Raw genomic sequence first — 14,922 nt, forward strand, 5'->3', positions numbered from 1 at the left:
ATCTTCGCGCTTCGCGGCTCTATTCATCGCCTACTGTTACGGATCACAGTGAGGACAGATCGGGATGATCTGAATCCTCTTCATCATCGTGGTCGTTATCACCGGACAGCAACTCTTCGAGCCGTGCCCGCAATAACGCATCGGTATCGCTCTGCGGTACCTGATGACCGTTGGTAGTAGGCAAGGCGGTGGTTGTTGGCTCGGCACTCTTCTCGGCCTGCTGTACCTCTTCGAGCATCCGTGCCATCTCGCTGACCAAATCTTCGTGTTGGCGTTCAAGCCGCTTCTCGATCCCCGTTCCGGCAGGGATGAGCTTACCGATGACAACGTTCTCCTTCAGACCGCGCAGATAGTCAACCTTACCCTGAATAGCAGCATCGGTCAACACGCGGGTCGTCTCTTGGAACGAAGCCGCCGAGAGGAAGCTATCGGTATTCAGTGAGGCTTTGGTAATGCCCAGCAATACTGTCGCTGCGGTTGCCGGATCACCACCCTGGCTGACAATATCGTTGTTGAGGCGGCGGAATTCGGCACTATCGATCAGCTCACCGGGTAAGAGACCGGTATCACCGGGTTCTTCGATGCGCACGCGGCGCAGCATCTGGCGAGCAATCACTTCAATGTGCTTGTCGTTGATGTTCACGCCCTGCGAGCGGTAGACCTTTTGGGCTTCGTTGACCAGGTAGCGTTGCACTGCTTCCCGACCTTGCAATTCAAGCAGCTCTTGCGGATTAGCACTACCGTCGGTTAACTGTTGCCCGGCCATAACCCGATCACCATTATCGACCCGAATGCGAGCGTTGTGGGGCACCACCAATTCACGCTCTTCGTGATCTTCCTGACTAATGATGATCCGGTCAGACTGAATAAAGGCCTTCCCGCTCAGCCGAGCGATGATCTGCTCACCACCCGGTCCTTCGGCGATCACCTGTCCTTCATAAACATCGCTCTCAGATTCGATCACCGGTGTGAAACCGCGCGTCAGCGGGTACTCATCGGTGTAGACGTTGGTCGAGACGATGCGAATCTTACGTACCCCTTCATCTTCACGCACGATCTGCACCACGCCATCGATCTCGGCCAGCAATGCTTTACCCTTGGGCACACGTGCTTCGAAGATCTCCTGCACGCGTGGCAGACCCTGCGTAATATCATCGGCGGAGGCAACACCACCGGTATGGAACGTTCGCAGGGTAAGCTGGGTGCCCGGCTCACCGATGGATTGCGCAGCGATGATTCCAACCGCCTCACCGATCTCGACCAACTTGCCGGTAGCGAGGTTGCGACCGTAGCACATCCGGCAAAGACCGTGTTCGGCTTGGCACGTCAGGGGCGAACGGACAAAGACCGATTCGTGACCGGCGGCGATAATCTTTTCCGCCAATTCTTCATCGATCTCGGTGTTGCGGTCGGCGATCAACTCATCGGTCGTCTTGTCGTAGATCGGTGCGGCAAGAATGCGGCCGAGCATACGGACCTGTAGCTTTTCCATCAACTCGCCATCGTCGGCGCTATGGAGCCATAGACCCTCTTCGGTACCGCAATCTTCGATGTTGATAATCACATCTTGCGCAACATCAACCAACCGGCGCGTGAGGTAACCGGCGTCGGCGGTACGCAACGCGGTGTCGGCCAGACCCTTACGCCCACCGTGGGTTGAAACAAAGTAGTCGAGCACCGACAGACCCTCGCGGAAGTTGGCCTTAATCGGTAGCTCGATAATCCGTCCGGTTGGGTCGGACATCAACCCGCGCATACCGGCCATCTGTGAGATCTGGTTAATGTTACCGCGAGCGCCCGATGTTGACATCATTGCCACGGGGCCGAAGGGGTTCAGATTCTCCTTCACGGCAGCGATGGTTTGCTTAGTCGCCTCCTGCCAGATCCGTACCACCTCTTGATAGCGCTCCTCTTCGGTGATCAGACCACGGCGGAACTGTTTCTCGACTTCAGCAACCTGTTGTTCGGCTTCGCGCACGATGTCATACTTCTTGGCCGGCACTTCAATATCGTCAATCCCGATCGTCATACCGCCAAGCGTAGCGTAGCGGAAGCCGAGTGTCTTAATACGGTCGGCTTGCTGGGCCGTCATCTCCGAACCGTAGATACGGGCCAATTCTTGGACGTGCTTATTGCCATGGGCTGCCCGTACCTCGTTAAGCTGGGCTTCGCTCAGATTGCGCAAGCTGGTGTAGTACTGGTAGCAATCGGCGATAATCTCTTTCAGGCCCTTCTTGTCGATCAGGCGATTGCGGAAGCGTAATGGTGGTTGTAGCTCGCTATTGAGCAACACACGCCCGATTGTCGTTTCAATGACCATACGCGGTGTACCATCGCTGGCCGGCGGCAATTCGCGCACAGGACGGTCGCTCTTACCAGAGATGGAACCATTCATCCGGATCCAGATCGGTGCTTGAATATCGATCAAGCCCTTTTCGTAGGCCAGCATCGCCTCATCGATCGAAGCGAACCGCTTACCCGTTCCCTTCGTGCCATCGCGCACCATTGTCAGGTAGTAGCAGCCAAGAACGATGTCCTGCGAAGGGGTGATAATCGGTTCACCATGCGCCGGACTCAACAGATTGTACTTGCTCAGCATCCGAGTGCGTGCCTCTTCCTGCGCTTTCCGTGAAAGCGGCACGTGAACCGCCATCTGGTCACCGTCGAAGTCTGCGTTAAACGCAGCGCAGACGAGCGGGTGAAGCTGAATCGCCGATCCCTCGATGAGCTTCGCCTCGAAGGCCTGAATCGAGAGGCGGTGCAACGATGGTGCGCGGTTGAGCAGCACCAGATAGTCTTTAATCACCTCTTCGAGTGCGTCCCACACTTCAGGGCGCACACGTTCGACGGCACGCTTAGCGTTCTTAATGTTATGGGCGACACCACGTTCGACCAGTCGGCGCATCACAAAGGGCTTAAATAGCTCGAGTGCCATTTTCTTGGGCAGACCGCACTGGTGCAGTTGCAGATTGGGGCCTACCACGATCACCGAACGGCCCGAATAATCGACACGCTTACCGAGTAGGTTCTGGCGGAAGCGGCCTTGTTTACCCTTGAGCATATCGCTCAGGCTCTTCAGACGATGCTTCCCCTTACCGCTAACTGCTCGCCCACGCCGACCGTTATCGATCAGCGCATCAACTGCCTCTTGCAACATGCGCTTCTCATTACGCACGATGATTTCCGGCGCGTTCAGTTCGATCAGCCGCTTGAGTCGGTTATTGCGGTTGATCACCCGACGATAGAGATCGTTGAGATCGCTCGTAGCAAAGCGACCACCATCGAGCTGCACCATCGGGCGCAGGTCGGGTGGTATAACCGGTAGCACCGTAAGGATCATCCACTCCGGGCGATTACCGCTCTTGCGGAACGCCTCAACGATGCGCAGCCGCTTCGTCGCCTTTTTCCGGCGCTGACCCTGTGATGTTTGAATCTCGGCCTGCAATTCTTCGGCCAGCTTATCGAGGTTCAGGTGCCGTTCGAGCAGCTCGCGGATCGCGCCGGCCCCCATATCAGCACGGAAGACACCGGGTGCAACATCGCGTAACTGCCGGTACTCGTTTTCGGTAATGATCAGGCCCACCTTCAGTTTATCGAGCTGTTCGAGCTTCTCCTTCTCTTCGCGAACCAGCATATCCAGCTCCCGTTGCAGGCGCTCTTGCAATCGCTCCTGCTCTTGGGTAGCTTCATACGCCTTACGCTCGCGTTCGGCGTCGGTCAGCAGCTCGGCATCGGCCAGATCACGGCGACGGCGCTCTTCAAGCACCTCAAGCTCTTGCTCAACCAATTCGTCGAGCTGGTCGAGGGTGTTGTCGTTAATCAGTTCACCCTCTTCGACCACGGTCACACCCCGGAAGATAATATCTTCATCGGCCAGCGTACCGCTCATCTCTTCCAGCCGCTCACGCAGCCGTTCGGCTTCGCCAACCAACTCATCGCGCTGACGGCGGTAATCTTCTTCGATTTGCCGCTGGGTGCTGCGCTGCGCTGTCTCCATACCGCCGAGGTCTTGGGTCAGTTGCGTACTCAGCTCGATCCGCTTCTCTTCGGCCTGCTTTTGAATCTTCTCGCGGCGCGCAGCGTACTCCTCCTGCACCATCTCACGTGCCACCTGAAGCATATCCTCCTTCACATCTACAATGATGTACGAGGCGAAATAGAGGACACGCTCAAGATTTCGTGGCGAAATATCGAGTAGGAGGCCGAGGCGAGAGGGAGTACCTTTGACAAACCAGATGTGGCTCACCGGCGAGGCCAGACTAATATGGCCCATGCGCTCACGTCGCACCTTAGCCCGGGTGACCTCGACTCCACACTTATCGCAGACGACACCCTTATAGCGCACACGCTTATACTTCCCGCAGAAGCATTCCCAGTCTTTCGTTGGACCAAAAATACGTTCGCAGAAGAGACCGTCGCGTTCAGGTTTGAGCGTGCGGTAGTTGATGGTTTCGGGTTTCGTGACTTCGCCGTGCGACCACGATCGGATATCTTCAGGTGAAGCGAGACTGATCCGAATGGCGTTGAAGTCGTTAATTTCCAGCATGGGGACTTACTCCTGTAGCGGAAGCATACCGCCAGACTTCATGCACCGACTACGACTACATCAACCGTAGTGGCGCCGTGCTTGGGTCAGTTCCGTCTGATTTGGTATCGTACAGTGCTGGGGTCTCAACGATACACCATAGGCTTGCACAAAGCGACGAGATCGTGGTGCTAAGGTTAATGTTCTGTTACGCAGTGTAGAGACGTTGCCTGGCAACGTCTCTACCGATCAGATGTCATCCTTACCAACCACCGATTGCCGGCATCCCATTGATATATCGTGACCGATCCCCATCTTCCGATCCGAACGATTAGAATTCGCCGCGTTCCATACCACTCAGGTTAATACCTTCAAGGGCACCGATGTCGCTATCGAGGTCATCGCTCAGCTCAACCGGCTTTTCGTCGGCGCTTAGCACTTCGACGCTAAGGCCAAGGCTCTGCAACTCCTTGATCAGCACCTTGAAGCTTTCAGGTACACCGGCCTCTTGGATCGGCTCACCCTTCACAATTGCCTCATACGTCTTGACGCGGCCAACTACGTCGTCGGATTTGACGGTCAGCATCTCTTGCAAGGTGTAAGCGGCACCGTATGCCTCCAATGCCCACACCTCCATCTCACCGAAGCGCTGCCCACCGAACTGAGCCTTACCACCGAGCGGTTGCTGAGTGACAAGGCTGTAGGGACCGGTCGAGCGCGCGTGAATCTTGTCTTCAACGAGGTGGGCTAGCTTGAGCATATAGGCATAGCCGACGGTAACCGGATGGTCGAATTTCTCGCCGGTCCGGCCATCGTAGAGGGTTACCTTCCCATCGGCAGGCAAGCCAGCCTGTACAAGCAGGTCCTTAATCTGATCCTCGTGAGCGCCGTCGAACACCGGGGTGGCGACGCGGAACCCAAGGCGGGCGGCGGCCCAGCCGAGGTGGGTTTCAAGAATCTGACCGATATTCATACGTGACGGCACACCGATGGGATTAAGGATAATATCCACCGGGCGGCCATCGGGCAAGAACGGCATATCCTCCATGGGTAAGACGCGCGAGACGACACCCTTATTTCCGTGGCGACCGGCCATCTTATCACCGGCGCTAATCTTGCGCTTCTGGCAAAGCAGAACCCGCACCGTCTGATTCACGCCAACCGGTAGTTCAGCCCCTTCGCTGCGCGAGAACACCTTGACATCAATAACCTTCCCGCGTACACCGTTGGGCACGCGCAGCGAGCTATCTTTCACCTCACGGGCCTTCTCACCGAAGATCGCCCGCAGCAGACGCTCTTCGGCGGTCAAGTCGGTCTCGCCTTTGGGGGTAATCTTTCCTACCAGAATATCGTTCGGTTGCACCTCGGCGCCGATATAGATAATACCGCGTTCATCAAGGTTGCGCAGGCTATCCTGACCAACGTTTGGAATATCGCGGGTAATCTCTTCGGGGCCGAGCTTGGTATCGCGCGCCTCGACCTCATACTTTTCAATATGGATCGACGTAAAGATATCCTCGCGTACCAGTCGCTCGCTGACCAGAATAGCGTCCTCAAAGTTACCGCCCTCCCACGGCATATACGCTACCAACACATTCTGGCCGAGCGCCAACTCGCCCTGATCGGTACTCGAGCTGTCAGCGATCACATCACCGGCGCGCACCCGCTGACCACGCACCACCGACGGACGCTGGTTGATACAGGTATCTTGGTTACTGCGCATAAACTTACGCAGGCGATACTCTGTCCGCTTGCCGTCATCTTCCTCGACGATGATGCGGTTGCTGGTTGCGCTCACTACCACTCCATCGCGGCGGGCCACCACCACTTGACCACTATCGCGAGCAGTACGATACTCCATGCCGGTGCCGACAATCGGCGCATCAGGGCGGAGCAGTGGCACAGCTTGCCGTTGCATGTTCGACCCCATCAGCGCACGGTTTGCGTCGTCGTGCTCAAGGAAGGGGATCAGCGAGGTCGAGACGCTCACCACTTGCTTGGGTGATACGTCCATGTAATCGACTCGCTCTACCCGTTCGGTCACGAAATCCTCGCCGAAGCGACACGAGACCGTTGTATCGAGGAAGCGGTTATGTTCATCAAGCGGTGCATTGGCCTGCACGATGACGAAGCGATCTTCTTCATCGGCACTCAGGTAATCGACCTCTTGCGACACGACCGGACGGATCTTAATCTGCTTCATCGGCAGGTTCACAATCCGTTCGGCGAGGGCGCGGTTAATTTCGGTACCGGCCTCGGCGATTAATTCACCGGTATTGGGATCGACAATATCCTCACGGAGAATCTGACCGCGCAGCAAGCCAATCGTAATCTGGCGGGCAATCTGGTCATCGACGCGAGTACCCTTGGCAGCGATCAGATCACCGGTGCGGAGATCGCGCACGTCCCGCAGTAAAATGCCTTTTTCGCGCCACACGTGGGCGTTATCGATGCTGTTATACACCTTGCGATACGGTGTTTCGAGAAAGCCCATCTCATTAACGCGGGCGAAAGTCGACATCGTACCGATCAAGCCGATGTTCGGACCTTCCGGTGTTTCCACCGGACAGATGCGGCCATAGTGCGAGTGATGCACGTCGCGCACTTCAAAGCCGGCGCGGTCACGTGACAGACCACCGGGGCCAAGCGCTGACAGACGGCGCTTATTGGTCAACTCGGCGAGCGGATTGGTCTGATCCATAAACTGGCTCAACTGCGAACCACCAAAGAATTCGCGCATCGCCGCGACTACGGGTCGGATATTAATCAGACCGTTGGGTGTAGCGCTGGCCGGGTCTTGGAGTGACATTCGCTCTTTCACCACCCGTTCGAGGCGGAGTAGACCAACGCGGAATTGTTGCTGGATCAACTCACCGACGGTACGCACGCGACGATTCCCAAGATGGTCGATGTCATCAGGGCGACCGTAGCCGTTGTTGAGCAAAATCATTTGCTCTACGATACGGAAAATATCGCGAGGTAGGAGCACGCGAACACTGAGATCGGGTGCTTTGGGACCATCACGGCGGGCATCGCGCTCCCAGAGGTTCTTGTTGAGCTTGTAGCGGCCCACTTTCGCCAGATCGTACCGTCGCGGGTTAAAGAGCAGCGACTCGATCAGTGTGCGCGCGTTCTCAAGCGTCGGCGGGTCACCAGGACGCAACCGCTTATACAGCTCAAGCAATGCCTCTTTCGCATTGTGCGACGGATCCTTATCAATCGTCGCCTGGATGTATAGATGTTCGGCCACCGTATCAACGTGGCGGAACCATTCGATAAGATGCTCATTGTGACCGTACTTATCTAGTTCGTTATCGGGTGCCCAGCGTCCGCTACCATCTTCGTTGGCGATCCAGGCGCTAATGGCGCGGAGCAAGATTGTGACCGGAATCTTACGTTTGCGATCAACTTTGACGCTGATCACATCGCGCTTGTTGGTCTCGAACTCAAGCCATGCACCGCGGTTAGGGATCAGCTTGGCGGTATGAAGGACACGACCGCTGGTTGGATCCTTTTCATCTTTAAAGTAGACCCCCGGTGAGCGGATCAATTGCGAGACGACCACTCGTTCGGCGCCGTTGTAAACGAAGGTGCCGTTATCGGTCATCATCGGAAAATCACCAAGGAAGATCTCCGATTCCTTAATCTCACCGGTGGTGAGAATACGTAATTCGACCTTTACTCGTAGAGGGGCAGCATAGGTTAGGTCACGATCGCGGCACTCGAACTCGTCATAACGGGGTTCGCCGAAGGTATAATCACGAAAGTGTAGTTCGAGGTTCTTACCGGTAAAATCGGTAATTGGCGAAATCTCGTCGAAGAGTTCGCGCAGCCCCTCTCGTTTGAACCATTCAAAACTCTTGAGTTGGGTTTCGATCAGCAACGGTAGATCAATCGCATCTTTGATGCGTGCGAACGAACGGCGTTCGATCCGGCGCGACCGGCGACCGTCGAAGCCCGGGTCGATCGGGGCGATCAGCGGCTGAAGGACCACGCTCTCAATCAACGGGGGCATACGCACCTCTCTTCTCTGTGTCCGGTTTGGTTCATCATGCTGCGTGGCGAATGGGTTAGTTACAAAAACAGAAATAGCCACCTCTCGGCTTGCCCATCAGTGGGCTGCCGGTAGACTGGCCCAAACTTACGTACCGGTTAGCATTCATTGCGCCCCACACGGGGACTTCCTGCCATAATAGTAATCACTGATCTGAGCGCGCTTATTACAGATCGCGAAAGACAATGATACCATGAACTGCTGAAAAGTTCAAGAGGTTACTTTGGATATAGGCGGTAACGACACTGTTGAGCTGTATAGTCAGTATACCACAAGACCCTCCGCACTGCAGGGGTAGTGTTGGCGAGAATCACAACGACCATTGTGCCCGATGGATTGCAGGCTTCTGTTCACAGGACATTGCCGGTGATAGAGATGACACCACCGGCACGCGAAAACTGACCGTAGTACCGCGCCCAAGCTCACTTGTGGCCCAAATTTGACCACCGTGAGCTTCAACCAACCGACGGGCGATTGCCAGCCCTAACCCGGCACCACCACTGCTACGAGTGCGGGAGCGATCCGATCGGTAGAATCGGTCGAAGATGTGTGGCAGATCAGCAGGATCGATCCCACTACCGGTGTCACGCACGTGAAACGTAACGTTGTCAACATCGGCGATGACGGCAAGGTTGATCTCACCACCGGGTGGGGTGTGGCGAAGAGCATTGCTGATCAGGTTACCCAACACTTGAGCAATCCGTTGTGGATCAACATCAACATCGGGCAAATCGGAGGTGATGGTAGTGGTAAGGACGACCTTACGTTCGGTGGCGCTTTGCGTAAACGAGCGGATTGCCTCGTTAACTAGCATCACCGGCGAGACGGTTTCCCGGTAGAGTGGTAGTTGGCCGGCATCGGCCAGTGCCAGCAAGTGTAAGTCGTTGATCAGCCGTTCGAGGAGTGCTACTTCGGCAAGGAGGGCTTCGATCTGTTCGTCGTCAGCTTCGTACACGCCGTCTTGAATGCCCTCAAGCCGTCCTTTGATGATCGAAAGAGGCGTGCGCAGTTCGTGAGCGATGTCGGCAGTGAGTTGCCGGCGCTGCTGGTCGGCCTGTTGTAACGCGGCAGCCATGCGGTTGAAACTGGCAGCCAGATCGGCTAGCTCGCGCACGTTGGCCGGTTGGACGCGACTGCTGTGATCGCCGGCGGCGATGGCGTGGGCGGCGGCACTGATGTGTCGGAGAGGCGTACTGAGTTGGCGTGAGAAGATGGTGGCGAGGACAAGTAAGATGACCATCAATCCAGCGCCGGCCCCGATAATGCCAAGCAAGATCGTCCGCCGATCAACGCTACCGACCGGAAATGCTTCTTCATCGTCGACGACTGAGATCACCAGCGTCCCAACTTGCTGACCGTCAACAATGATCGGAATACGGCGTACAGCTTCGTTGCCGCGTAAAATGGGGGGACGACGGCGGCCAGCGACGATCCTGCCATTGGCGTCGAGAAGCCATGTCGAACCTTTGATGTCACCGAAGCCCTGCGGTAGCGGCCCCATCTGTCGCTCGACGTCACGCCACGAACCGGTTTGACGGTAGTAGGCTGCCAGTTCGGTGGCTCGTGCTCGTGCCGCCATCTCGGCTTCCATCCAACGCCGCTCGCCCGGATTGGCCTGACTCATCACCAGCCAAAACGATAAGACCATGCCGCTAATACCGAGCATGATCACGAGTGCGAAGGCGGTGAGCATTAGATTAAAGAGTCGCGGTGGGCGCATACGCAGCCTCAATATTCGATTCGTTGTGCCTCATTCAGCTCATCGTGTAGTGTGCGGTGTTGGTAGCCGGCGGTAAAGCTGGACGCCAGACGGAGTAGCGTCACATGGGATACTGATACCGACAATCTGTACGGATGCCATCTCGCCGTCATCACTGATTATACGCATCCGGTTCCATCCGGTTCGGCAAACTTATACCCAACGCCGTACACCGTCAAAATGAGGCGTGGTGGGCCATTTGGATCAGGCTCGATCTTACGACGCAGATTTTTAATATGGGCATCGATGGTGCGGTCGAAACCGGTATAGTTGGTATCATAGATGCGATCAAGCAATTGGGCACGGGTAAACGGTCGCCCTGGCGCACTAGCAAGAATGGTGAGCAACTCAAACTCGGTAGCAGTCAGCTCAATTATCTCATTATCGCGACGAACGATGCGCCGTTCGAGATCGATGGTCAATCGGCCGGCTTGTATCACCTTCGTCGGTTGAAGGTGCCCTTCAATCCGTCGAAGTACTGCGCGCACGCGCGCAACCAGTTCACGCGGACTGAAGGGTTTGGTGATGTAATCGTCGGCACCTAATTCAAGGCCGATTAAGCGGTCGGTCTCTTCGACGCGCGCAGTGAGCATGATGATCGGTACGCCGGCGGTGAGCGGATCTTGACGGAGTGCGCGTGTAACGTCTAGTCCGTCCATTCCAGGCAACATCAAATCGAGCACGATCAGAGATGGGTGCTCTTGGCGAGCCAATCGCAGCGCGCTTGGGCCATCGCCGGCGCTGGTCACGTGGAAGCCGGCCCGTTCGAGGTAGTCGCGGGCAATTTTGACGATGCCGGGTTCATCATCAACAACTAGAATCGTTCGCGTCATGGATCACTCGCAGCGTCTCGATACGGGAGCGAGAGCGGGTTTTGAGGTCAGCCACAAACCCGCTCTGTGATGATCAATCCTTCTCGATTGCCAGTGCTACTCAACCCGTGGGTCGTGACCGGCCGGGGTGAGTGGTGGAGCCGGTGGCGTAGTCGGTGGCGTAGTAGCCGGTGGGTTTTGGCGCTGGCGGAAGATGCGGATGCCAAGCCAGACCAAGAGCGCTAGTGCAGCCAGTTTGAGGAGGCCGTCGATGAGGCGGAAGAGGCCGCCGAAGAAGCCGCCAAACCAACCCTTACCACCTTTCATACCGGGCATACCCCAACCCGGCATAGGTGCAAACCCACGCTCGCCCCGTTCGTGCCAACCGGGTGCCATCGGGCCACGCTCGCCCCGTTCGTGCCAACCGGGTGCCATCGGGCCACGCTCGCCCCGTCCGTGCCAGGCGGGTGGTACAGCCGGGGGGATTTGCGGATTTGACCAGTTGGGGACATTCCACATCATCCATGTCGCCCGCTGGCTCATGGCCATGCTCCCAAACGCCACGATGAGGGCGAAGATCGATATGCCGAGTGCTAGCCATGCCGGCCAGTTGAGGCGTCGTTGTTCCATAAAACCGTTCTCCTTTCCAGTGTTGCATTGTATCAGCTTCGTTGATCAGGATACTTGTCAATTGTGAAGATCGCGTGAAGAGATAGTAGATTCTTTGTTGTCCGACCGATTTGGCCTAACCTCCCTGTCGTGCAATAAAACTCTCGCTGAGAATAGCATCGAGTCGCTCTAGAAAGACGGTGGTTGCGGCGAGATCGAAGGTAAGCGGTGGGCGAATCTTCAACACGTTGTCGGCTGGACCTTCGGTGCCGATGAGAATGTGTTCGGCGCGTAGACGCTCTCGCACATAACGAGCAGCCGCGGTGGCCGGTGCGCGTGTTGCACAGTCGGTAACCAACTCAATGCCGATAAATAGGCCCATTCCCCGCACATCACCAATAACGGGATGGCGGTGTTGTAGGTCACGCAGACCGGCGAGCAGGACCTGACCAACACAGTGGGCGTTATCCATCAGGCCTTCTTCGTCGATGATGCGCAGCACTTCGCGCCCGATGACGCACGAGAGCGTACTGCCGCCAAACGTCGAGAAGAATTCGAGGCCATTATCGAAGGCACGAGCGATCTCGGCAGTTGTGATCACCGCTCCGATGGGGTGACCATTGCCGAGTGGTTTGCCAAGAACCACAACATCAGGCACTACCCCTTGACACTCGAACGCCCAATAATGTGTACCGAGTCGCCCCAATCCGGTCTGTACTTCGTCGGCAATACAGACACCACCGGCAGCGCGAATACGTTGATATACTGTAGCGAGGTAGCCAGGGGGGGGAATAATCTGTCCGGCGACGCTAGGGAAGGTCTCGGCGATGAAGCCGGCGAGTTTGCCACCGCGTGTAGCGATCCGTTCGAGGGCTTGATCAACTTCGGCGGCGTAGCGAGGGCCATCGTGACCGTAAGGGCCGCGGTAGGGGTCAGGTGCCATGACTACCTCTACCCAGTCGGGTTTACCGTTGCCGGCGGGGTGATTGAACTTGTAGGCCGAGATAGCGATTGCGCCGGTGGTGTGGCCGTGATAGCCGTGGTCGATGGTAATCATATCGTGCCCACCGGTGTAGGTGCGGGCTAACCGTAACGCCAGTTCGTTGGCTTCAGAGCCGGAGTTGACGAAAAAACAGACACTTAATGACGGGGGCAGTTTGGCAAGCAGTTCGTGGGCAAACGCGATCTGAGCCGGGTGCAGATAGCGTGTGTTGGTGTTGAGTAAACGCAGTTGTTGCGCTGCAACTGCTTGGATGCGCGGGTGCGCATGGCCGACGTGAGGGACGTTATTGTAAGCATCGAGATACGTTTGGCCGTACTCATCGAATAAATAGTGGCGCCAGCCCCGTAAAAAGGTGCATGGTTCGCGGTAACTCAAGCGCAGATTGCCGGCAAAGTGCGTGCGGCGTTCACGTAGGAGACTGACCTGATCGAGTGGTTGGTAGGCGACGCGCTCGTCCGGTAGGTTCAGCAGGGCTGCCGGATTGGGGCAAACCGCACGCCACCAAGTCCATTCGCTAGCAGCCGCAACACCGGGCCAGTCTCCGGCAACGGCGTCGTAGAGCAGGATCAATTGAAAGTGGAGATGTGGTTGCCATCCGCCGTTGTTGTTGCTCATGCCGAGGGCGGCAAACAGTTGCCCGGCGGCAATGTGCTGGCCAACGGTGAGACGTTTGAAGCAGATCGGCTCAAGATGGCCGTAGAGGGTGTAGAACGGATCACCGTTTGGAGTGTAGTGCTTGAGGATGACCAAACCACCGTAATCGAGTCGGTCGGAGAGATGTTCGACGGCCACGACTTCACCATCGAGTGGAGAGCAGATCGGAGTGCCGGGCGGAGCAAACAGATCGACGCCGAGATGGATGGTGCGGCGTTCGGCCAGCGGTTGGGGAGCGGTCCAGAATGTGGCAGTGGTATAGATAAGGCGTGGCTCACCGTAACGGCCGATGCATACACCGGTGTTGCTACCGGTCAGGGCTTCCGCTTCTGGCGTCGTGAGCTGGAACGGGTCCTGCGGCAGCGGTGCATCGACCGCAAGGCTGAGCACCGGAACCGTGGTTAGATCGCAGCCGATCACCGGTGCAAAACGACCACGTTGCGCATCAAGCCAGACCATAACCCGTTCGGCAGCGTCGGATATTGGTAAGTCGCAAATGGTGCGTAAACGGGCAGCAACCAGTGCGGGGTCATGGTGGGCGGTTGTAGCCAGCAAGCGCCACGCTGGTGCTTCCGAGATCGTTACGTAGGGGTCATCGGGGCGTTGTTGTTTCATCAGCGCCGAGTTGACTACGCTTATCGCCAATCGAGTGCGTAGCAGCGGCCAGATCAGATCGATCTCGGCGGTGGTCAGTGACCAGACGCTATGGTACCCAGCGACCAACTCGCCTAGTGTCCGTATGGGGTCGGGTTGGTCAAACAGGGCATACGCCGCTGCAATTGCAAGTTCGCAGATGCGCGGTGCAGCGCACAAATCGCCGAAGTCGAGGATACCACTCAGGGTTAAATGACCATAGCTGTCGGCCATCACAAGCAGGTTGTAGTCATTGAGGTCGTTGTGAATAGTCGTAAGTGGTAGTTGCAGCAGGTTTGGACGTAGATCGGTGTAGGCGGCAAGTGCAGTAGCGGCAAGGTCGCGCTGGATGGGGTCGGTAATAGCGGTGAGGGCAGTGGTGGCCCAATCAGCTTGGAGCAGATTCCATTTGAGTGGTCGGTGCAGAGTGGGATGGGTAAAGCTACCCAGAGCCTGATCGAGACGAGCGGCTTGTCGGCCTACTTCGGTGTGCAAGGTGGTGGTGTGAGGGCGGAAGGTAGCATAGTGTTCGCCCGGCAGTGCGGTGATCAGCCAGATGAGCCGATCTTGCTCTGTGACAAACCTTTCACCGGTGGTAGTGCGGATCAAGCGTGGAATAGGAAGATCGGGCGCAACATTGGCGAGATGTTCCAACGCTGCACACTGGAGATCAACAAGTGTCGCATCGCAGTGCGACCGCATGACCTTCAACACGTACTGTATGCCATCGCTCGCAGTAACGAGCAGGTTGTGATCATATTCACCGGGGAGTGGTGTCACCGTGCCGTGGATGTGGTAGTGGCGGGCAAGGGCATTTGACCATGGCATTGGGTGTCCTCCGTTTTGGCTTTAGTTGATGATACCATAACGTGT

The 14,922-nt window shown here is 56.7% G+C and carries 6 protein-coding genes; all 6 read right to left on the bottom strand.

Annotated features, from left to right (window positions below; translation table 11 throughout):
* Positions 1 to 43: 43 nt before the first annotated feature.
* Positions 44 to 4,546 (bottom strand): DNA-directed RNA polymerase subunit beta', encoded by a 4,503-nt coding sequence (gene rpoC / locus ACP5OT_RS06880; RefSeq protein ID WP_428131716.1) that lies wholly within the window; start codon positions 4,544 to 4,546, stop codon positions 44 to 46.
* A 310-nt stretch (positions 4,547 to 4,856) separates the two neighbouring features.
* Positions 4,857 to 8,540, bottom strand: coding sequence for a DNA-directed RNA polymerase subunit beta (locus tag ACP5OT_RS06885; RefSeq protein WP_424676512.1), 3,684 nt, complete (start codon positions 8,538 to 8,540; stop codon positions 4,857 to 4,859).
* Between the two features lie 349 nt (positions 8,541 to 8,889).
* Positions 8,890 to 10,299, bottom strand: a complete 1,410-nt coding sequence (locus tag ACP5OT_RS06890; RefSeq protein ID WP_424676511.1) for an ATP-binding protein — start codon at positions 10,297 to 10,299, stop codon at positions 8,890 to 8,892.
* A 158-nt stretch (positions 10,300 to 10,457) separates the two neighbouring features.
* Positions 10,458 to 11,171 carry a response regulator transcription factor gene (locus tag ACP5OT_RS06895; protein ID WP_424676510.1) on the bottom strand — a complete coding sequence of 238 codons (714 nt, stop codon included), beginning with the start codon at positions 11,169 to 11,171 and terminating at the stop codon, positions 10,458 to 10,460.
* 96 nt (positions 11,172 to 11,267) lie between these two features.
* On the bottom strand, positions 11,268 to 11,780 hold the full coding sequence (locus ACP5OT_RS06900; RefSeq protein ID WP_424676509.1) for a hypothetical protein: 513 nt from the start codon (positions 11,778 to 11,780) through the stop codon (positions 11,268 to 11,270).
* A gap of 115 nt (positions 11,781 to 11,895) precedes the next feature.
* Entirely contained in the window at positions 11,896 to 14,877 is a 2,982-nt protein-coding gene (locus ACP5OT_RS06905) for an aminotransferase class III-fold pyridoxal phosphate-dependent enzyme (RefSeq protein ID WP_424676508.1), read from the bottom strand.
* Between the last annotated feature and the right edge of the window lie 45 nt (positions 14,878 to 14,922).

This window comes from Chloroflexus sp. (assembly GCF_049970315.1).
Classification (GTDB): Bacteria; Chloroflexota; Chloroflexia; order Chloroflexales; family Chloroflexaceae; genus Chloroflexus.